Genomic DNA, 18,097 nt, shown 5'->3' with positions numbered 1-18,097 from the left:
ATGCTGTAGAGTGAATGCCCATGAGAGCTGTGAACATGAAAAAAGCTGCCATTCTGGCCCCATGCCTTGTCGCTATCGCTGCTGCGTGCACGCCGACCGTACGCGTGCAGGCGCCGACAGAGCCCATCACCATCAATCTCAATGTGAAGGTTGAGCAGGAAATCCGCGTCAAGCTCGAAAGAGAAGTCGAGGACCTGATCGCCTCCAACCCGGACATCTTCTAGGTCAAAGGACCAAGGTTTCAAATATGGCCAATATTCTCCGCATCGCCCTCTCCGCGCTCTTCATCGCCGGCTCGGCTGTCACTGTCTCAGCGCCCGCCGCTGCGGCCAATCCAGAACTGGAAGCCGCCAAGGATCAGGGCGTCGTGGGTGAGCGTATCGACGGCTATCTCGGCATTGTCGCTGGCAGCGCAGACGCTTCGGTTGTCCGCCTCGTGCAGGACATCAACAATCGTCGCCGCGCCGCCTATGGCGAAACCGCTGAGCGCACGGGCGCAACGCCGCAACAGGTCGCTCGCGTCACGGGCGAAGCCCTGATCGCAAAGGCAGCGCCGGGCGAATACATCATGGATGACAGCGGGACCTGGTCGCAGAAATAGATTTCTGCCCTACCTCTTCGTCCATGACCCGACTGACGATCATTTTCATCATCGGCGCGATTGGCGTGCTCATTCTGGCCGGTATCGGTGTTGGCATGATGTGGGCCGAACTCGGCGTAACGATGAGCCTGCATGGCTGGATCGCCTATGGCCTCGGCGCCGTCGCGAGCATTGCCCTTTCAGTCGGCCTTTTCTGGCTCAGCTTTCACAGCGCGCGCAGCGGGCATGACGACATAGAGCGCCCGGAAGACCTCGATAGCTGACCGCAACGCTGCCACTTGGGGCGTCATATTGGGGCGAATCAGCTAGATTCGCTCTCTTTGCGGACACTCAAGAGGCCATCATGCAAGCTACCATCGATCCGGCGCACCTGTCGGCATACATCGCCTCGCGTATCTGCCATGACCTCGTTTCGTCGGTCTCCTCGATCACGAACGCGCTCGACTTCATGAATGAGCCGCAGGACTCCGAGATGCGGGTCCAGGCAGAAAAGCTTCTCTATGACGGCGCTGAAAGCGCGGCCTGCAAGCTGAAATTCCTGCGGTACGCCTTCGGCTCTGTCGGCCTCTCAAACGGTGCCGCAGACATTCACGAAGCCAAGCAGATCACTGAAAGCTTCGTCTCCCATCACAACAAGAAGCCAGAGCTCGAATGGGACATCGAGACAGAGCATCTCAGCTTCTCACATGCCCGCCTGATCATGAATATGGTCATGCTGGCCATGGACTGTCTGCCGCGCGGCGGCTCCATCGTCGTGAAGGTCCGCAACGAAGTCGAAGGTCTCGGCATTGTGGTGCGTGCCGCCGGCAAGCGCTGCAAGCTGCGTGATGACACTGCGTCGGCCATCGCAGGCGACGTGCCGGAGGAGGGCTGGTCGGCCCGTACCGTACAGCCGCTTTTCACCCGCATTATCGCCGAAGGCCTTGGCGGGGACCTCAGCGTAGAGACTGAAGAAGAGCAGATCACGCTCAAGGCGACGAGCCTCAATGCAGAAGGCTAAACTGCTCGTTAACCGGAGTGTGACCATGCTGGGGTGTTCTGCGCGCATATAGCTAGGGGGCTCGCGACATGAAAACCTGCCTGATCGTCGATGACTCCCGGGTCGTGCGCAAGGTCGCTGGCCGTATCATTCAGGACCTCAAATTCGAGACGCGCGAAGCGAGCGATGGCGCTGAAGCCCTCGACGCCTGCCGTCATGATATGCCTGACGCGATCCTGCTCGACTGGAGCATGCCGATCATGAACGGGCTGGACTTCGTGCGCGCCCTTCGCCGCGAACATGAAGGCCGCAAGCCTGTCGTCGTCTTTTGCTCGACGGAGAACGACGCCGAACATATCGGCGAAGCCCTGCGCTCTGGCGCAAACGAATTTATCATGAAGCCTTTCGATGCCGACATCATCGAAAGCAAATTTGCAGAGGTGGGCCTCATCTGATGCTGAGAGGGCGCCGCCGCGCCCGGCAGGATCAATAGCTCACGAGGACGAGATCGGACCGGACTGGATATGGAAGAGACCGTCTTTCGCGAAATTGCAGAGCTCGCCCGTAAAGGGTCGGGTCAGCACATCCCGCCGACGAAGTCCTATCTGGTCGATGCCCGCCTGTCCGCAATCCTGCGCCGTGAAGGCCTCTCCAGCGTCGAAGACCTCGTCGCCATCCTGAATGCCCGGCCTGACAGCAAGCTGAGCACCGAAATTGCCGCCGCGCTGACATCCAAGCGAACACGGTTCTTTTCAGAGCGCGGCACGCTCGAGCGGGTCGTGAAACTCGTTCTGCCAGAACTCGCCAAACGAGCCCGTGACGGCCGTATCCGGATCTGGTGCGCTGGCGGATCGACGGGCCAGGAAGCGCTGTCGCTCGCCATCCTGATCCAGGAGATGGGCAAGAACGCGTTCGAAGATGTCCAGATCGAAATCGTCACGACCGATATCTGTGAACGGACAAGCGCGTCAGCCCGGTCCGGCATCTTCGGCCATTTCGAAATCCAGAAAGGCCTATCGGCCCGCCGGATGCTGGCGCACTTCACGAGGCTCGACACGAGCGAGTGGCAGGTCTCCCACGCCCTCGCCAGCCAGATCGGCGTGCGCACGCAGAACCTCATGCAGTCGGCAGAGGGGCTTGGCATGTTCGATGTCATCCTGTGCCGCAATGTCATTACCGACATGACCAAGGACGCCCGTATCAAGGCGCTGCTCAATGTCGGTCGCCAGCTCTCGGAACGCGGCCTGCTTTTCCTTGGCGAGACCGAATCGGCCGCTGGCCTCATTGCAGGTCTTGAGCCTTCGCGCGCCATTCGCGGCGGCTATAGCCGTAATGTCGACGCCGGTGATCTGACCGTCGCGGCCTGACATTTCGCGACACCCGCAGAAATACCGCCAGTACACCGCCACTGCACCGTGAAAACACGGGATTTGCGCGTTCCTTCCCCCGCGCCTTCCCCCTGCGCACCCTCATCTCATCCCACAAAGTGAGCAGGCGCTTGACGAAACTCGCATCACTACCTACTTTGTACTTCAAAGTTATTGGAGGATGAAAATGTCCAAGTCGATGAATGACGATCTAGCTTATGTCCGTTCGCTTGCAGAGGCCGGTGCAGATGCCCCTCTGCTCGGTGGCCGTTTTCTCGTCTGGTGGGGCGGCCTCGTAACGGCAGCCTATCTCGGACACTATCTTATCGGATCAGGCATGCTGGGCGTTGGTATGGAGGCCCTCGGCATCATGTGGGCCGGCTTCATCGTCATTGGACTGAGCGGTTATTTCCTGCTGGCCAAGGCCTTCCCGCATGACAAGCCCGGCCAATCTTCCGAGGGAAACCGCGTGTCTGCAACGGTCTGGATGGCTGCGGGCTTTGTGCTCGGCAGCTTCTTTTTCGGCGTCACGGTGAAATCATTCCTGAACGGCGCCGCGTCAAGCGGCTTCACCTGGTCCATCCCTCTCGTTCTGGGCGTCTACGGTATCGCCCAACTCGTCAGCGGTGAGATTGCCAAGGTCGGCTGGCTGAAGCTTGCAGGCTATGTCGCGATCGCCTTTGTGGGCCTCACCATTCTGATCATCGACACGGCAGAGCTCTATCTCGCCGCCGCTTTCGCTGCTGCCTGCAGCGTCCTGATACCAGGCTTGCTCATGCTGCGCGACGAACCATCGGGCGTCGTGTAAGGTGGATCATCATGGAGAACGAGAACCCCTTTGATCACAGCCAGATAGACGATGTCATACATGGCCGCCTGCGGCTCGGTGTGATGGCCTATCTGTCTTCGGCCAGCCCCGCCATCTTCGGCGAGCTGCGCGACAAGGTCGGCGCCACCGATGGCAACCTCTCGACCCATCTGAAGAAGCTGGAGGAGGCAGGCTATGTGCGTCAGGAAAAGCGGTTCGTCGGCAAGAAGCCCCAGACCCGCATCTTCCTGACCGACTCTGGCCGCAAGGCCTGGCTCGAGTGGATCGACCAGATGCGCGGCCTTATGGACGCGGCTGAATAGGCAGGTCTGGAACGGTCAGCATCGCTCAGCATTTGTCTGAAGACCCGGTTGTCAGAGGTTCAGCCGGGTCTTGCTAGCCTGCGCTGGTAGACAGATCTGGAGACCCGACATGATCCCTCTCAAGAAACTTGCCCTCGGCGTCGCCGCGCTGACAACATTCGCAATGCCCGCAATGGCGCAATACGGCGCGCGCGGACACGGCTACAGCGGCGGCTCCGGCAGCGCGGTAATCTATCAGCATGCTGACTTTCGCGGCCAGTCGCTGCGCGTCACAGGTCCAATCGCACACCTGAGCGAGTACCGCTTTAATGACAAGGCCTCCTCCATCCGCATCCATGGCGGCAGCTGGGAAGTCTGTGTCGATCCGAACTTCCGGGGCCGGTGTGAAATTCTCAGCTATCGCGAAGACGAGCTCAACGAATTTCGCCTGAACGACAAGATCAGCTCTATCCGGCCCGTCGCGGACCGCTGGGGCCGCAATGACCGTCGTTATGATCGCGGCGGCCGCTACGACCGTGATGACCGCTATGATCGCAGGCCCGGCTATGACCGTGGCCGCCGGGGCTATGGCAATGCGCCCATGATCCTCTTTGCGGACCCGCAGTTTCGCGGCAATGCCCTGCCCGTTAACGGTGCCATACCGCACCTCAATCAGCTGCGCTTCAACGACAAGGTCTCGTCCATCGTGATCAATAGCGGCGTCTGGGAAGTTTGCACCGATCCGAACTATCGCGGCCGCTGCGAAATCATTGACCGGTCCGTGGACGAAACCGGATATTATCGCCTCAACGACAATATCACCTCGGTCCGCCCGGCAGGCTATAACCGCCGCCCCGGCTACAACCGCCCATTCTAGGGCTGCGCGAGGGGCTTCCCGCTTTTCCGATTGGGAAGTAGGAAGCGCTTCATGTCCGACCGATCCAATCCTGACAGGCTTATTGTCGTCGGCGCGCTCTCTGGCGCGCACGGCGTTCGCGGCGATGTGCGCGTGCGCAGCTTCACCGCTGACCCCGAAGCCATCTTCGACTTCGACCAGCTTCTGGATGAGAACGGCAAGCCGGTTCTCAGCGTCAAATCATTCAAGCCCGCCAGCGATCACTTCATCGTCACACCCAAGACGTCCCGCCAGAAAGAGGAATGGGACGCAATGAAAGGCGTGAAGCTGCATGTCAGCCGCGCAGACCTGCCGAGCGCCGATGAGGATGAGTTCTATGTCGAGGATCTCGTCGGCCTGAAGACCTGCCACCCGGACGGCACCCTCTTCGGCCATGTAAAATCGGTCCAGAATTTCGGCGCGGGCGACCTGCTTGAGGTCGCACCGGATGCCAGTGGAGAGCCTGCCTATTTCGTGCCCTTCACGCTCAAGGACGTTCCGGACATCGACTTTGACGCCCGCACTGTCACGATAGCAGAGGCGCAGGTCTGGGCCGACCAGTCGGACCCTCGCAAGAAATCAGACGTCTGAGGCCCGCATCGTGCCTGCCTTTACGGCGAGGTCGATCAGATAGGATTCCAGCTTCCGGCTCTGAGTTTGCAGGTTGAAGCTCTCCATGGCAAAGGCACGGCCTGCCTCACCCATGCGGGCAGTCCGCTCATGGTCGCTCAGCATCCGGGCCAGCCGGTCTGCAAGGGCGGCATCATCACCCTCATCGACAAGATAGCCGGTCTCGCCATCCTTCACGCATTCCGGAATACCGGCGTGACGCGTCGCCGCCAGCGCGCAGCCAGACAGCATCGCTTCGATACAGACCAGCGGCAGGCCCTCTGCGTCGCCTGACTTTGCGCGTTTAGATGGGACAACGGCAATCCGCGCCTCGGCCCAATGCCTTGGCATTTCGTCGGCAGGCACCCAGCCCGGAAGCTCTGCGGCGACGCCAGCTTCCTGAAGCTTCGCAACAAGCTCTTCCTTGAGGTCGCCATCACCGATCAGCCTGATCGTCCAGCCGTTAAGCTCTTCACCGAGACGCGCCAGCGCGGCGATCAGCGTGTCGATACCCTTTTTCTCAGTCCAGCGACCGGCAAAGACCAGAAGGTCCTTCTTCTCACCCGGCTCAAAGCGCGAGGGGTCTGCTGTATTGTGGTGGACCACCATCTTGTCGGTCGGCGCGCCTTTGCCAGCAAGCTCATCATGGATGAATTGCGAGCATGGCAGAATCAGGTCCGCTTCGCGCCAGAGCTTGGCCCGGCGCCGATTATAGACCCGCACAAAGCTGTCCTTGGTATTGGTCGTCTTGGTCGCGTCGCCGCCATAATAGGTCACGGCCAACGGCAGGTTCAGCCGCTCTGCCAGCGGCAGCGCATAGGCACCCGACTTGCCGAAGCTGGCATGGATGGCGACAGGCTCAACCTCTTCCATCGCATTCTGTAGCTTTGCTGATATGGTGCCGAGCTGCTTGTAGGCCGCCTCACCGCCTGCCCCGTGCAGGGGCCCAAGCTCGATGACTTCAGCGCCATCGGGCACAGGGCCTTTCAGCTCATGTCCGATATAGACGGGCTTCAGCTTGCTGAACGCAGAATAGCCGCGCGGAATAAAGCTTTCCGACGGGGTGAAGAGCTTGTCGCAATAGGCGAGAAACCGTCTTTGCGTGCTCATACGGGTCACCCTCTTTCTGACTGGCGCGCGGCCTCACTATGGCACGCCCTATGAACCGTCAAACATGTCTTGGCAGTCATCGCCCCATCGCATAAGACCCGAAGGCTGCAGCCCCAAAGGACCAGACATGTCAGATTACCGCCTCTTCGGCGCTGAGACCTCTCCCTATTCCATGAAAGTCCGTGCCTTCCTCAAGTACAAGGGCGTGGACTTCGACTGGATCGGCCGTTCGTCGGAAAAGGAAGAAGAGTTCCAGTCCCACGCGAAGGCGCCGACGGTCCCGCTTCTGGTGTCGCCGGGGCGCGCACCGAACCAGGATTCAACCGACATCCTTTCGGCGATCGAGAACGATCATGCAGAGCCGTCCTCCGTGCCGGATGATCCAGCTTGCGCCGTGCTTGCGCTGATCCTTGAGGATTATGGCGATGAGTGGCTGAGCAAGGTCATGTTCCGTGAGCGCTGGGGCCAGAAGCCTGACCGTGAAGAAGCCGCGGACCGCACCATGGAGCAACTCTTCGACGGCAAGCTGCCGCGCGCCAAGAAGAAGACCCGCGACCAGATCGTGAAGCGGATGCGCGACAGTCTCGAGCTGATCGGCGTCGAGCGCAAGAATGAGAAGGCGCTCAAAACCTCGTTTGAGCGCTTCATTCCGCTGCTGAACGCACACCTCGAGAACAACCTCTTCATCTTCGGCAACCGCCCGTCCGTGGCGGACTTCTCGATCGCGGCCCAGCTGTCGCAGATGCTGATGGACCCGACACCGGGGGCCTGGCTGCGTGAGAACGCGCCTTTCGTGACCGCCTGGTGTGAATTCATGGACGCACCAAAGGCTGGCGACAGCTTCAAGCCGCTGTCCGAACTGGAGCCGACGCTGCTGGCCATCTTTACCGAAGAACTGTCGCAGACCTATCTGCCATGGGCGAAGGAAACGCTGGAAGCTGATATCGCCAAGCAGGACCGCGTTAGCGTCAAGATCGACGGCAAGCCATTCGAACAAGTTACACAGCGCTATGCGGCGACTTCATTCAAGTCGGTTCAGAAAGCCGTGCGCCGCCTCAGCGACAATGAGAGCCTGACGGCTTTCCTGCAATCGGCTGGCGCCGACGTCTATTTCCAGAACCCGAACAAATAGACAGGCGTTTCAAGCTGTAGAATGAAAAAAGCCCCGGACATCACGTCCGGGGCTTTCTCGTCTCAGGGGTCCACGCGCAGGGGTTACGCGGCAGACTGCTTGCCGATCAGTTTCGGCTTCGACTTTGGCTGGCTGGGCGAGCCGATCTCGATCTTGCGAGGCTTCTTGGCTTCAGGAAGCTCACGCAGGAGTTCGACGCGAAGCAGACCGTTCTGCAGCGATGCACCCGTCACAATGACGTGGTCAGCAAGCTGGAACCGGCGCAGGAATCCACGCTCGGCAATGCCGCGATGCAGATACTGACGCTCTTCGCCGTCTTCACTGGCGGCTTTCTTGCCAGCAACAGTCAGCAGGTTTTCATTGGTTTCAATGTCGAGCTCGTCTTCAGCGAAACCGGCAACCGCGATTTCGATGGCGAATGCATCGTCGGCAACGCGCTCGATATTGTAAGGGGGATAGCCCTGCGCGCCATCAAGGCGGCTGGCTGAATCGATCAGATTGGCCATACGGTCAAAGCCAACCATCGTGCGGTAAAGGGGGGTGAGATCAATCGTGCTCATGACAAACAGTCCTCTCTAAGCAACTGTATCCGGGCGTGCCGGATCATCATTTCGGCTTATCTGTCGCTCCGGCCCGTCCATCGGCGCCGGCAGATTACCGGACCGGGCCCGCTTGGCAGCGCCCGGTCATGGTGTATTTGGGGAACACGGCCCCGCGTTCAAGGGGAAAATGAGGAGATGAAAATGAACCGGATTATCGCAACCAGCCTTCTGGCCCTGACCCTCGCTGCCTGTGGTGGCAGTGATGATACGACCCCTGAGGTCGCAACCCCACCTGCACCTGGCGAAACCGATGCCGGCATGGAAGCTGATGCTACCCCCGCTTCGTTTACCCTTGAGGACGCGCTCGAAGGCAGCTGGCGCGCCCCGAACGAGATCGCGCGCGATGAGTATCGCAATCCTGTCGCGACGCTCGAATTCCTTGGCATTGAAGGCGACGACACCGTGATGGAAGTCTGGCCGGGCGGTGGCTGGTACACCAACATCCTGGCCCCCTGGCTGCACGCGAATGGCGGCACCTTCATCGCCGCCGTCATCAGCCCGGACCGTTCCGATCGCGCAGCACAGGCACTCGAAGCCTACAAAGCCAATTACAGCCCGTACCCGGACCTGTTTGGCGAACTTCAGTACACCTATTACGACTCCCAATCCGGCCCGCTTGGCGAACCGGAAAGCGTTGATGCCGTGCTGACCTTCCGCAATGTCCATAACTGGATGTCCGGTGACCATGCCGACAAGTTCTTCAACGATGCCTTCGCCGTGCTGAAGCCGGGCGGCGTCCTCGGCGTCGTTGAGCACCGCCTGCCATCGGCTCTAAACCAGGACCCGTCAGCCCCGTCCGGCTATGTCCATCAGGACTATGTCACGCGCCTTGCTGAAGAAGCAGGTTTCGTTCTTGAGGAAGCCAGTGAAATCAACGCGAATCCAGCTGATACGGCTGACCACCCGTTCGGTGTCTGGACCCTGCCGCCCGTCTCCCGCACGACGGATGGCGAGGGCAACGCGCCTGAGGGCTTCGATGCTGCCAAATATGAAGAGATCGGCGAATCCGACCGCATGACCCTGCGCTTCGTCAAACCTGCCGCTGGCGACACGCCGGCAGAGCCTGAAATGACGGAAGAAGAAGCGACCGAAGAATAGGCCGCTCTCCTGACCTGTATATCAGCCCCGCCCCGATCATTCGGGGCGGGGTTTTCTTTTTGCATCGGCGGCTGCTCCGTCGCCGCTCCGCAAAACCGGCTTCACCTTCCTCTGCCCTGCGACTAGAAGGCTCGCCATCATGACGCGCCTTCTTTTCCCGACCCGCCTTTTCGAGTTCGACCTCGGCGATACGAGCCTGCTCGATGAGCTTGATGCCAGCTGCTGGATGATCGAGGAGGGCGATAGCGCCGGTCATGAATGGTGCGAGGAGAAGGGCTATCCCGGCTACACCTCCTATGCCTCGCTGGACGACCTGCCGAAGCGCGCCCCTGCCTTTGCTGAGCTGGAGGCGCAGCTGCTCAAGCTGGCGAAAAAGGCCGCAGACGAGCTCGGCTGGGATCTTGAGGGACGACGCATCACGCTTGATGCGCTCTGGATCAATATTCTCGGGGAGGGCGGGCACCATTCGGGCCATATCCACCCCGGAAGCATTCTGTCCGGCACGCTTTATATCGCCGTCCCGGAGGGCGCAGGCGCAATCCGGTTTGAGGACCCCCGCCTCGCCAACATGATGGCCGCCCCTCCCCTCCGTGATGAGACCGCCGAAGACCAAAGCCGGTTTGTCTATGTCGACCCGAAACCGGGCAATGTCCTGATGTGGGAAAGCTGGCTGCGCCACGAAGTCATGGCGAGCCGCAGCGAGGATGCCCGCATCTCAATCAGCTTCAATTTCGGACTTTCTGGCTGAACAAGTAGCAAAGTGGTCTTGACGCAGGCGCTGCGCTTTTGCACTGCACCATCAACTTTTACCCGTCCTTTCTGGAGCGACGCATGGATATTTCCAAAATCAGCATTGGCGAGAATGCGCCAGACGATCTCAACGTCATTATCGAAGTCCCGCTTGGCGGTGAGCCGATCAAGTATGAGATCGACAAGGCCTCCGGCGCCATGTTCGTCGACCGCTACCTCTACACCTCGATGCGCTACCCGTGTAACTACGGTTTCGTGCCGCACACGCTGAGCCTCGATGGCGACCCGATTGACGTCATGGTTGTCGGTCAGCGCGCGCTGGTGCCGGGCGCTGTCGTCCGTGCCCGCCCGATCGGCGTCCTCCTGATGGAAGACGATGGCGGCGAAGACGAGAAGATCCTCGCTGTGCCACACCAGAAGCTCACCCGCTTCTATGAGAAGGTGCAGAACTATACCGACCTGCCGGACACGCTGATCGACCGGATCCAGCACTTCTTCGAGCACTACAAGGATCTTGAGCCCAACAAATGGGTGAAGGTGCGCGGCTGGGAAGGCGTCGACAAGGCACGTGAACTGATCCGGGAGTCGATCGAGCGCGGCGCAAAAAGCTAAACCCGAGGGGCCGGTTTGGAACTCTCGGTCTGGCTGGCGCTTGTCGGTCTATTCTTTGCCGGTGGGCTAACGCCCGGGCCCGCAGTGATGCTGGTCGTATCCTCATCGCTGAGATACGGCGTACGGCCAGCCATGCTGCCCGCCATCGGGGTATCGACGGCCAACCTTGTCTGGATTGGCCTTGCCGCTGCAGGCGCAGCGGCAATCGCCTCCCAGTTCCCACTTGCCTTTCTGGGCCTGAAGCTTGCCGGGCTCGGCTTCATCATCTGGCTGGCGTTTGGACTGGTTCGCGGCGCAGCGCGCGACCTGCGGCTTTCTCGTGAGGCCATGCCTAAACGGGCCGCACTTTTAGGAAAAGGCTTCGGGCTCCAGCTAGCAAACCCCAACGCGCTCGTCTTTTTCGGCGCGCTCCTGCCTGGCTTCTTCGACGCCTCGCGCCCGCTCGCCCCGCAGATCGCGATCATGGTCGCCACGATCACGGTCAGCGAGATGACGGGGCTGTTCGTCTACGCCTTTGCGGCTGACCGGATGGCGAAGAGCTTCAGCGACCCGGCCTTTGCCCGCTGGTTCAATATTGGCGCGGCGACCCTGATGGTCGGTTCTGCCGCCTTTGCCGTCTGGGCGACGAGCAAGCCCTAGGCTTCGATCAGCTCGAACTCACCGGTGGTGGAGCTGCGCCAGTAAAGCTGGCCAAGCGCAATCGCGAACCAGGCCCCGTGCAGGGTCAGCTTGCCTGTCTTCACCCGCTCTTCCACGAACGGGAAGGTCATCAGATTCTTCAGCGATTGTTCGACACCGGCAAATTCCAGTGCGCGCTGAGGGTCTTCCGGATTGGCGGCGAGTACCTTGTCACGCGCTTCGTCGAGCAGCTTCACCCACGGCGCAATAAACTGACCCACAGGCTTGTCATTCGCCGCAGAAAGCGACGCGTTCACGCCGCCGCAGCCGCCATGACCCATGATCACGATATGCTCGACTTCCAGCGCCGTCACGGCAAACTCCAACGCGGCGCTGACACCATGCTGGCCGCCGCCGGTCTCATAAGGCGGCACCAGATTGGCTACATTGCGCACCACAAAAAGCTGGCCGGGCGCGGCATTGAAGATGTCGGCAGGCTCGGCCCGGCTGTCAGCGCAGCCAATCAGCATAACATTCGGGTTCTGGCCCTGGCCCAGCGTCTCGTACAGCTTGGCCTGCTGCTGGTAGGTGCCGCGTCTGAATGCGCGGTATCCGTCAATCAATTCGTCTGGTGAACGCATGGCGACCTTCTCATCAGTTTGACCCCGACCTAGTCAGAACCCGCCTGTTCGGCAATGTTCGATAGGTCAAAATTTGGGCTTGTGATCAATCCTTTTGAAAACTCTCATGATTGAGATAGGCTCCGAGGTTCGGGTCCTGGGAATGGGTGGATGACTGAAGAAACACCTGCAAAGAAACCAAAACCTGCTCGCCGCCGGCAAGGTCCGCGGCGGAGCGAAGCCTCAAGGGTCGCCATCCTTGAAGCCACGCGTGACGAACTGGTCCGCTCTGGCTGGCGCAAGTTCAGCGTCGATAGCGTCGCACGCACGGCACATGCCTCCAAACAGACGATCTATCGCTGGTGGCCTGCCACCGGCAGCATGTGTGTGGAGGCCGCCATCGGTCTGCTGCCTGCTGTCTCTCAGACTGTCGAGACCGATCCGGTCGAGCGTATCGCAGCCCTTATCCTGCCAATCGAGACCGTAACCCGCGCGGGCAATGGCCATGCTGTCCTGCGCGGTGCACTGATTGCGGCAGCTGACGAAAAAGCGGCTGGCGAAAGCTGGCGCAACTGGATGAAGGCGAATATCCGCGCACCCCTTCGGCTCATCCTGGCTGAGGTCGCTGCGAAACAGCTGATCCGCCGCGATTACGATATCGATGAAGCGGTGAACCTGCTCATATCACCGGCCTGGCACAATCTGATTGTCATGCGCGCGCCCCTTAAAGAAGGCTTCTCCCGCGATCAGGCGGCCCATCTCATCCAGCTGCTGAAGCCCTAAAGCATCAGGCCTTCGCGCCGCGCTTCCCGCCGCCATAGGCCGGGTCTGCCAGCGCACTTGCCTCGTCGAGCGGCCAGCGCGGACGCGCCGAAAAACTCATCGCATCTACATCCACCTTGCCAGCAGCAAGATGCTCGGCGCCCGCCAGCGCGATCATGGCTGCATTGTCCGTGCAATGACGAAGCGGCGGCGCGATCAGACGCGCCCCATGGCGGCTGGCGGCAGCATCGAGACTGGCGCGGATCGCCTGATTGGCAGCAACACCGCCCGCAACGACCAGCCGTTTCTCACCCTCGGCTTCGAACACGCTCAGTGCCCGGTCAGCGCGCTGGGTCAGGCAGTCCGCTATGGCCGCCTGATAGCTCGCGCAGAGGTCGCTCTTGTCCTGCTCTGAAAGGTCGCCTGCCTCAATGATCCGGGCCGCAGCCGTCTTGAGGCCCGCAAAACTCATATCAAGGCCGTCCCGGTCCATGAGCGGGCGCGGCAGCTTGTAACGCTTCGGGTCACCGCCCGCGGCAGTCCGCTCGACGGCTGGTCCACCCGGAAAGCCAAGACCAAGTAGCTTGGCGAGCTTGTCGAAGGCCTCGCCTGCGGCATCGTCGATCGTCGTGCCGAGCCGCCTGTACTCGCCAAGCCCGCGCACCTCGATGAACTGGCAGTGGCCGCCAGACACCAGCAGCAGGAGGTATGGAAAGGCGCAGTCTGCAGCGAGGCGCGGCGAGAGCGCGTGGCCCTCAAGATGGTTCACAGGCAGGAAGGGCTTGCCGGACGCGAGCGCCAGCGCCTTACCGGTCATCATGCCGACCATCACCCCGCCGATAAGGCCGGGCCCGGAGGTCGCTGCAATACCGTCCAGCTCAGCCAGCGACAGCCCGCTCTCTTCAATCGCAGCCGCTACGATCTGGTCTGCAATATCGGCATGGGCACGGGCAGCAATCTCAGGCACCACCCCGCCATAAGGCGCATGGGCCTCTACCTGCGAGCGCACGATTTCAGACAGGATAGTCGCGCGTCCGTCCACTAGGCGCAGGACAGCCGCCGCAGTCTCGTCGCAGCTCGTTTCAATTCCAAGAACCGTGTGAGAGGTCATGGCCCTCACTTAAGGCGCGCAGCCTGAAATCGGAAGCTTGGCGCCTCAGTTGTCGAGGAGCGCGCTCTTGATCGAGTATATCCACTCGTCCCGCTCAAGATTGTAGGCCTTGAAGGTCGTCGCGAAGTCCCAGTAGCACCAGCCGATGCCGCGATCCTCTGCCGCCTTGCGCATGGCCCGCGTCCAGACGGCACGCTGCTCCAGTGGTACGTCTTCATAGACACCAAACTCACCTAGCAGCATGGGATGGCCCTGCTCGCTGGCGAACCGGGCCGCCGCTTCGGCGCCTGCGTTGATCTCGCTATACTCGGCCACCGTGCCCCAGCGTGTACCGGTTGGCGGCGGCGGGTCAGCAAAGAACGCGCCCTGATGGGTGAAATCATAGGGCTCATAGCTGTGGAAGGTCAGGATGATCCGGTCATCCTCTGGCGGATTACTCTCCAGCAGCGCCGAGAGTGAGCCCCAGCCAGCGCTACCGACCACGACCCAGCGGTCAGGATGGTATTCGCGCACAATGGAGAGAAGCTCGGCGTTCACCGCATCGGTGCGTTCGACCGTCATCTTGTCATTCGGCTCATTCAGAAGCTCGAGTATGACGCTGTCAGGCACATCCTGAAGCGCCTCGGCAATCTGGCGCCACATGGCAAAGAGGCGCTCATAATGCGCATCAGGACGCGACATGAGGTCGTTATAATGGTGCAGGTCGACGATGGTCTGGAGGCCTGCGGCATCTGCCTGCGCAATGACTTCCTTCACGCGGTCAATCTGGCCCTGGCGGATCGTATAGGGCTCGCGCTGCATGGCGTGAACGTCCCAGCGCACAGGCAGGCGCACCGTATCAAAGCCTGCCGCCTTGATGGTCTGAAGGTCTTCTGCCCGGATCGTATAGCCCCAATCGCCTTCATTCGGCGCTTCGAGCGCGCCGCCGAGGTTCATGCAGCGATCAACAGGAGAGGCTGGCACGCGCATATCACCGCGCGGGGCGGCAGAGGAAGACGGCTCTGAGCAGGCGATCAGGGTCAGCACAAGGGCGAAACTGGCAAACCGGACCAGCATGGGCAGTCTCCTCTACAGGGTATTCCTGATACGAGCTGGCGCACACATCGTGCCAGCTTTCACTGCTTAGCCCTGTCTTGCCTGCCATCGCCTTAATCTGTAGCAGGCAATCGATCACAATCTGGAGATGTCATGCCCGCAGGTCTTGCCCCAAAGCTCAAACTGAAAATCGGCACCAGAGGGTCTCCGCTGGCCCTGGTGCAGGCAAGACAGGTGGGCGCAGACCTCGAACGCCTGAGCAATGGTGAGGTGACCTGCGAGATCGTGACCTTCACGACGGGCGGCGACAAGCTGACGACCCAGCGCCTCATCAATGCAGGCGGCAAGGGCCTCTTCACCCGGGAAATCGACAAGGCCGTTGACGAAGGGCGGTGCGACCTTGCCGTGCACAGCCTGAAAGACGTGCCAGGTGCCCTGCCAGAGGGTCAGGCCCTGCTCGCCTTCCCAAAGCGCGAAGACCCGCGCGACGGCTTCATCTCGCTGAACGGCGTCAAAAGCGCGCGCGACCTTCCAGAAGGCGCGACCGTCGGCACGGCCAGCCTTCGGCGCGAATCCCAGACGCTGGCCATGCGGCCCGACCTCAAGATCGTCACCTTCCGCGGCAATGTGCAGACCCGGATGAAAAAGCTCGAAGATGGCCTTGCTGACGCGACCTATCTTGCTATGTCCGGTCTTGAACGTCTCGAAATGACACATGTCGCTGTACCGGTCCCGATCACCGACATGATCCCGGCTGCAGGTCAGGGCATCATCACGGTTGCCGCACGCCCTGACGATCTCGACCCGGCCGTCGTCGATCTCATCAAGTCGCTGAACCATGAGCAAAGCCGCCTCGCTGCCATTGCAGAGCGGGCCTTCCTCGTTGAGCTTGACGGCTCCTGTCGCACGGCCATGGGCGGGCATGCCCGGCTGGAAGACGGCAAATGGCTGTTCGATGGCGAAGTGCTGGAGCCAGACGGCTCACGCCGCTGGATGCAGGCGGACGCGCTCTCAGGCGAGGTGACCGACGATGCACTGGCAGGCCTTGGCCGCAGCATCGGCCAGCGCATCCGCGAAGCGGCTGGCGGCGATCTGCCAGCCTTCGAAGATGACTAGCACGCCCGTCATCGTCACCCGCAGCAAGCCGGGCGCAGACCAGACAGCGCAGGCCCTGAAAGAGCGCGGCCTGACCGCCATCGTGACGCCCGCCATCGAGCTGTCTCGCAGTGAAGCCGCCCTCCCAGATCTATCGGTCTATGGTGGGCTGATCTTTACCAGCGCGAATGGCGTACGCTTCCTGGCGGCAGAAACCGACGCGCGCGACCTGCCTGCTTGGTGCGTCGGCCCGGCAACGGCGTCAGAAGCCCTGCTTGAGGGCTACAGCCCGGTGCACCAGTCATCGGGCAATGCCGAAGACCTTGCCCATTATATCGCCCATCACTGGCCCGCCGATCAGTCAAAACGCCTCCTGCACGTCGCCAATTCTGCGGCAAAAGGCATCGTCAAAGCCGCCCTTGAGCATGAAGGCTTCGAGGTTGATTTCCTCGCCCTCTATGAGGCGGCCAACGCGCCAGCGCTGCACCCGGACGCGGTTTCGGCAATCGCGAGCAGCCCCTCTATCGTCCTCGTCCATTCTGCAAAAGGTGCGCGGGCCTTCATGGATCTCAGCGCGGGCCTGGACCTTCAGCGCGTCTCGTACGTTGCGATCTCAGAGCAGGCGGCAGGACCCCTGCGTGAGGGCGGTAAGGACCAGATTGAAATTGCTGACCATCCAGACGAAGCGCACCTTCTGGAAGCGCTGGACCGTTTGCTTGCCGCGCGCTGAGCGGCAATACATTGAAGGGCATCTGGACCGATTGGGCCGGAGCCGACAGGATGAACCCGAATGAGTGATCCGCAGACCCCGACCACAGACCCGATCGATGCCGAGTTCGAACCGGCAGAGAATGAGGCTGCGCAGGAGAGCCGCACAAGCGAAACGCCAGCCCGCAAGACGTCCAGCAGCGGCCCGGGCTGGCTCTCTCTCCTGTTCGTGATGCTGATCGCCTTTGGCGCGCTTGGACTCTCGCTCTGGTCATCCGGCCTTCTGCAGAAGGGCCTGCAACCGGACGACACAGCGACCGGCATCGCCGCGCTGAGCGACCAGCAGACCGACCTCTCTAATCGTATCGACGCGCTGGAAGAGCGGCTGTCTGATGTGACCGCGCAGATCGACGGCCTGAGCAGCACTGTCGACGCGCTACGCTCAGCCACGCCGGAAGCCGCTAATCCTGCCCAAGGTAGCGCGGTGGATGAAGATGCGATCGCAGACCTCTCCGCTCGCATCGATGCCGTCGAAGAGGGGATGGCGAACCAGCCGGAGACATCTTCCTCAATCGACCCGCAGCGCATCGCCAATCTGGAAGCGGCCCTCCAGACCCTTGACAGCGAGAGCGCCCCGACCTCGGCAGAGCTTGCCTCCCTCCGTCAGGAAGTCTCCAGCCTGCGCTCGCGTATCCAGCAGCTTGCCTCGGCGCAGTCTGCGCTTGAGGAAACCAGCGCTCAGACAGCCACCCAGGCCGACGCCGCGCGCCGCTCTGCGACGACAGCCGCACAAAGCGCGCTCGCCATCGCCTCGATCGAAAACGCCATCACGACCGGGACGGATTTCAGAACGTCCGCCCAGCGCCTTCAGGAGCTGCAGCCCTCAAGCGAGGCCGCTGCCACACTGGTACGCCTGTCTGGCAGCCCCATCCCAAGCATGGGTACGCTGCAGACGCGTTTCGATGCCCTCAAGGATGACGCTCTCGACCGTGACAGCGAAGCGGCAGGTGAGCCGGGCTGGGTTGATACCTTCTTTGGAGACATGGTGTCTGTCCGGCGCGGCGGCGGCAACAGCGTCGTGCCCGCCATACTCTCCGAAGCTGAAGCCGCTCTCGAGGCCGGTGACCTACGGCAAGCCATCACCGCACTCGAAGGCCTGCCAGCTGAAAGCCTCGCCGTATATACAGACTGGCTCACAGACGCCCGCAACCGGATCGAAGCGCGCGACGCAATTGATACGCTTCGCCTCGAATTTGCCGCGCAAACCCCCTAGATAAGTTTCC

The 18,097-nt window shown here is 61.3% G+C and carries 24 protein-coding genes; 19 read left to right on the top strand and 5 right to left on the bottom strand.

Annotation, left to right across the window (positions count from 1 at the left end; translation table 11 throughout):
- Positions 1-35: 35 nt before the first annotated feature.
- The 10 genes from D1222_RS07075 to rimM all read left to right on the top strand — a co-directional run bounded on the left by D1222_RS07075 (position 36) and on the right by rimM (position 5,543).
- Positions 36-224 carry a YnbE family lipoprotein gene (locus D1222_RS07075; RefSeq protein WP_233348544.1) on the top strand — a complete coding sequence of 63 codons (189 nt, stop codon included), beginning with the start codon at positions 36-38 and terminating at the stop codon, positions 222-224.
- A 23-nt stretch (positions 225-247) separates the two neighbouring features.
- Complete coding sequence (locus D1222_RS07070; protein ID WP_119453476.1) at positions 248-601, top strand: YdbL family protein; 354 nt, start codon at positions 248-250, stop codon at positions 599-601.
- A 23-nt stretch (positions 602-624) separates the two neighbouring features.
- Complete coding sequence (locus tag D1222_RS07065; RefSeq protein WP_119453475.1) at positions 625-864, top strand: hypothetical protein; 240 nt, start codon at positions 625-627, stop codon at positions 862-864.
- Between the two features lie 80 nt (positions 865-944).
- Positions 945-1,601, top strand: coding sequence for a histidine phosphotransferase family protein (locus D1222_RS07060; RefSeq protein ID WP_119453474.1), 657 nt, complete (start codon positions 945-947; stop codon positions 1,599-1,601).
- A 68-nt stretch (positions 1,602-1,669) separates the two neighbouring features.
- Positions 1,670-2,035, top strand: coding sequence for a response regulator (locus tag D1222_RS07055; RefSeq protein ID WP_119453473.1), 366 nt, complete (start codon positions 1,670-1,672; stop codon positions 2,033-2,035).
- Between the two features lie 69 nt (positions 2,036-2,104).
- Entirely contained in the window at positions 2,105-2,947 is an 843-nt protein-coding gene (locus tag D1222_RS07050; protein WP_119453472.1) for a CheR family methyltransferase, read from the top strand.
- Positions 2,948-3,134: 187 nt separating this feature from the next.
- A complete protein-coding gene (locus D1222_RS07045) occupies positions 3,135-3,755 on the top strand; it encodes a hypothetical protein (protein ID WP_147371826.1) in 621 nt (206 codons plus the stop codon).
- An 11-nt stretch (positions 3,756-3,766) separates the two neighbouring features.
- Positions 3,767-4,078 (top strand): winged helix-turn-helix domain-containing protein, encoded by a 312-nt coding sequence (locus D1222_RS07040; protein ID WP_119453470.1) that lies wholly within the window; start codon positions 3,767-3,769, stop codon positions 4,076-4,078.
- Between the two features lie 109 nt (positions 4,079-4,187).
- A complete protein-coding gene (locus tag D1222_RS07035) occupies positions 4,188-4,934 on the top strand; it encodes a beta/gamma crystallin-related protein (protein ID WP_119453469.1) in 747 nt (248 codons plus the stop codon).
- A 51-nt stretch (positions 4,935-4,985) separates the two neighbouring features.
- On the top strand, positions 4,986-5,543 hold the full coding sequence (gene rimM / locus D1222_RS07030) for a ribosome maturation factor RimM (protein ID WP_119453468.1): 558 nt from the start codon (positions 4,986-4,988) through the stop codon (positions 5,541-5,543).
- Here rimM and D1222_RS07025 read toward each other — a convergent pair.
- A complete protein-coding gene (locus D1222_RS07025) occupies positions 5,532-6,671 on the bottom strand; it encodes a glycosyltransferase (RefSeq protein ID WP_119453467.1) in 1,140 nt (379 codons plus the stop codon). The two genes, rimM and D1222_RS07025, sit on opposite strands and share 12 nt — an antisense overlap.
- Before the next feature lie 127 nt (positions 6,672-6,798).
- Between D1222_RS07025 and D1222_RS07020 the strand changes: the two genes are divergently transcribed.
- Positions 6,799-7,803 carry a glutathione S-transferase family protein gene (locus D1222_RS07020; protein WP_119453466.1) on the top strand — a complete coding sequence of 335 codons (1,005 nt, stop codon included), beginning with the start codon at positions 6,799-6,801 and terminating at the stop codon, positions 7,801-7,803.
- A gap of 83 nt (positions 7,804-7,886) precedes the next feature.
- Here the strand turns inward: D1222_RS07020 and D1222_RS07015 are convergent, their stop codons facing one another.
- The gene (locus D1222_RS07015; RefSeq protein ID WP_119453465.1) at positions 7,887-8,363 is read right to left on the bottom strand and encodes an Hsp20 family protein; all 477 of its coding nucleotides are present in this window, start codon (positions 8,361-8,363) and stop codon (positions 7,887-7,889) included.
- 183 nt (positions 8,364-8,546) lie between these two features.
- On the opposite strand from D1222_RS07015, the gene D1222_RS07010 reads away from it, so the two are divergent.
- The 4 genes from D1222_RS07010 to D1222_RS06995 all read left to right on the top strand — a co-directional run bounded on the left by D1222_RS07010 (position 8,547) and on the right by D1222_RS06995 (position 11,504).
- Positions 8,547-9,503, top strand: coding sequence for a class I SAM-dependent methyltransferase (locus D1222_RS07010; RefSeq protein ID WP_119453464.1), 957 nt, complete (start codon positions 8,547-8,549; stop codon positions 9,501-9,503).
- Positions 9,504-9,642: 139 nt separating this feature from the next.
- Positions 9,643-10,251, top strand: a complete 609-nt coding sequence (locus D1222_RS07005; RefSeq protein ID WP_119453463.1) for a TIGR02466 family protein — start codon at positions 9,643-9,645, stop codon at positions 10,249-10,251.
- 83 nt (positions 10,252-10,334) lie between these two features.
- Positions 10,335-10,865 carry an inorganic diphosphatase gene (gene ppa, locus D1222_RS07000; RefSeq protein ID WP_119379137.1) on the top strand — a complete coding sequence of 177 codons (531 nt, stop codon included), beginning with the start codon at positions 10,335-10,337 and terminating at the stop codon, positions 10,863-10,865.
- A 15-nt stretch (positions 10,866-10,880) separates the two neighbouring features.
- Complete coding sequence (locus tag D1222_RS06995) at positions 10,881-11,504, top strand: LysE family translocator (RefSeq protein WP_119453462.1); 624 nt, start codon at positions 10,881-10,883, stop codon at positions 11,502-11,504.
- On the opposite strand, the gene D1222_RS06990 is transcribed toward D1222_RS06995, so the two are convergent.
- A complete protein-coding gene (locus D1222_RS06990) occupies positions 11,501-12,124 on the bottom strand; it encodes a carbonic anhydrase (RefSeq protein WP_119453461.1) in 624 nt (207 codons plus the stop codon). The two genes, D1222_RS06995 and D1222_RS06990, sit on opposite strands and share 4 nt — an antisense overlap.
- A 150-nt stretch (positions 12,125-12,274) precedes the next feature.
- On the opposite strand from D1222_RS06990, the gene D1222_RS06985 reads away from it, so the two are divergent.
- Positions 12,275-12,886, top strand: coding sequence for a TetR/AcrR family transcriptional regulator (locus tag D1222_RS06985; RefSeq protein WP_119453460.1), 612 nt, complete (start codon positions 12,275-12,277; stop codon positions 12,884-12,886).
- 4 nt (positions 12,887-12,890) lie between these two features.
- On the opposite strand, the gene tsaD is transcribed toward D1222_RS06985, so the two are convergent.
- A complete protein-coding gene (tsaD, locus tag D1222_RS06980) occupies positions 12,891-13,976 on the bottom strand; it encodes a tRNA (adenosine(37)-N6)-threonylcarbamoyltransferase complex transferase subunit TsaD (protein ID WP_182481889.1) in 1,086 nt (361 codons plus the stop codon).
- A gap of 45 nt (positions 13,977-14,021) precedes the next feature.
- Positions 14,022-15,032, bottom strand: a complete 1,011-nt coding sequence (locus tag D1222_RS06975) for a glycoside hydrolase family 5 protein (RefSeq protein ID WP_119453458.1) — start codon at positions 15,030-15,032, stop codon at positions 14,022-14,024.
- Between the two features lie 132 nt (positions 15,033-15,164).
- Between D1222_RS06975 and hemC the strand changes: the two genes are divergently transcribed.
- The 3 genes from hemC to D1222_RS06960 are packed head-to-tail and all read left to right on the top strand — an operon-like array spanning position 15,165 to position 18,087.
- Positions 15,165-16,127, top strand: coding sequence for a hydroxymethylbilane synthase (gene hemC, locus D1222_RS06970; RefSeq protein ID WP_119453457.1), 963 nt, complete (start codon positions 15,165-15,167; stop codon positions 16,125-16,127).
- Complete coding sequence (locus D1222_RS06965) at positions 16,120-16,836, top strand: uroporphyrinogen-III synthase (protein WP_182481888.1); 717 nt, start codon at positions 16,120-16,122, stop codon at positions 16,834-16,836. Before hemC ends, D1222_RS06965 begins: the two co-directional genes overlap by 8 nt.
- 60 nt (positions 16,837-16,896) lie before the next feature.
- Positions 16,897-18,087 (top strand): COG4223 family protein, encoded by a 1,191-nt coding sequence (locus tag D1222_RS06960; RefSeq protein WP_119453455.1) that lies wholly within the window; start codon positions 16,897-16,899, stop codon positions 18,085-18,087.
- Positions 18,088-18,097: the final 10 nt, after the last annotated feature.

Origin of the sequence: Henriciella algicola, assembly GCF_003576245.1 — a bacterium.
Classification (GTDB): domain Bacteria; phylum Pseudomonadota; class Alphaproteobacteria; order Caulobacterales; family Hyphomonadaceae; genus Henriciella; species Henriciella algicola.
The sequence above is the reverse complement of the archived record's forward strand: the minus strand, read 5'-3'. Positions and strand labels throughout refer to the sequence as shown.

Bases quoted from the DNA above. Each gene is read 5' to 3' on its own strand.
- D1222_RS07075 (WP_233348544.1), top strand. From the start codon at position 36: ATGAAAAAAGCTGCCATTCTGGCCCCATGCCTTGTCGCTATCGCTGCT.
- D1222_RS07070 (WP_119453476.1), top strand. From the start codon at position 248: ATGGCCAATATTCTCCGCATCGCCCTCTCCGCGCTCTTCATCGCCGGC.
- D1222_RS07065 (WP_119453475.1), top strand. From the start codon at position 625: ATGACCCGACTGACGATCATTTTCATCATCGGCGCGATTGGCGTGCTC.
- D1222_RS07060 (WP_119453474.1), top strand. From the start codon at position 945: ATGCAAGCTACCATCGATCCGGCGCACCTGTCGGCATACATCGCCTCG.
- D1222_RS07055 (WP_119453473.1), top strand. From the start codon at position 1,670: ATGAAAACCTGCCTGATCGTCGATGACTCCCGGGTCGTGCGCAAGGTC.
- D1222_RS07050 (WP_119453472.1), top strand. From the start codon at position 2,105: ATGGAAGAGACCGTCTTTCGCGAAATTGCAGAGCTCGCCCGTAAAGGG.
- D1222_RS07045 (WP_147371826.1), top strand. From the start codon at position 3,135: ATGTCCAAGTCGATGAATGACGATCTAGCTTATGTCCGTTCGCTTGCA.
- D1222_RS07040 (WP_119453470.1), top strand. From the start codon at position 3,767: ATGGAGAACGAGAACCCCTTTGATCACAGCCAGATAGACGATGTCATA.
- D1222_RS07035 (WP_119453469.1), top strand. From the start codon at position 4,188: ATGATCCCTCTCAAGAAACTTGCCCTCGGCGTCGCCGCGCTGACAACA.
- rimM (WP_119453468.1), top strand. From the start codon at position 4,986: ATGTCCGACCGATCCAATCCTGACAGGCTTATTGTCGTCGGCGCGCTC.
- D1222_RS07025 (WP_119453467.1), bottom strand. From the start codon at position 6,671: ATGAGCACGCAAAGACGGTTTCTCGCCTATTGCGACAAGCTCTTCACC.
- D1222_RS07020 (WP_119453466.1), top strand. From the start codon at position 6,799: ATGTCAGATTACCGCCTCTTCGGCGCTGAGACCTCTCCCTATTCCATG.
- D1222_RS07015 (WP_119453465.1), bottom strand. From the start codon at position 8,363: ATGAGCACGATTGATCTCACCCCCCTTTACCGCACGATGGTTGGCTTT.
- D1222_RS07010 (WP_119453464.1), top strand. From the start codon at position 8,547: ATGAACCGGATTATCGCAACCAGCCTTCTGGCCCTGACCCTCGCTGCC.
- D1222_RS07005 (WP_119453463.1), top strand. From the start codon at position 9,643: ATGACGCGCCTTCTTTTCCCGACCCGCCTTTTCGAGTTCGACCTCGGC.
- ppa (WP_119379137.1), top strand. From the start codon at position 10,335: ATGGATATTTCCAAAATCAGCATTGGCGAGAATGCGCCAGACGATCTC.
- D1222_RS06990 (WP_119453461.1), bottom strand. From the start codon at position 12,124: ATGCGTTCACCAGACGAATTGATTGACGGATACCGCGCATTCAGACGC.
- D1222_RS06985 (WP_119453460.1), top strand. From the start codon at position 12,275: ATGACTGAAGAAACACCTGCAAAGAAACCAAAACCTGCTCGCCGCCGG.
- tsaD (WP_182481889.1), bottom strand. From the start codon at position 13,976: ATGACCTCTCACACGGTTCTTGGAATTGAAACGAGCTGCGACGAGACT.
- D1222_RS06975 (WP_119453458.1), bottom strand. From the start codon at position 15,032: ATGCTGGTCCGGTTTGCCAGTTTCGCCCTTGTGCTGACCCTGATCGCC.
- hemC (WP_119453457.1), top strand. From the start codon at position 15,165: ATGCCCGCAGGTCTTGCCCCAAAGCTCAAACTGAAAATCGGCACCAGA.
- D1222_RS06965 (WP_182481888.1), top strand. From the start codon at position 16,120: ATGACTAGCACGCCCGTCATCGTCACCCGCAGCAAGCCGGGCGCAGAC.
- D1222_RS06960 (WP_119453455.1), top strand. From the start codon at position 16,897: ATGAGTGATCCGCAGACCCCGACCACAGACCCGATCGATGCCGAGTTC.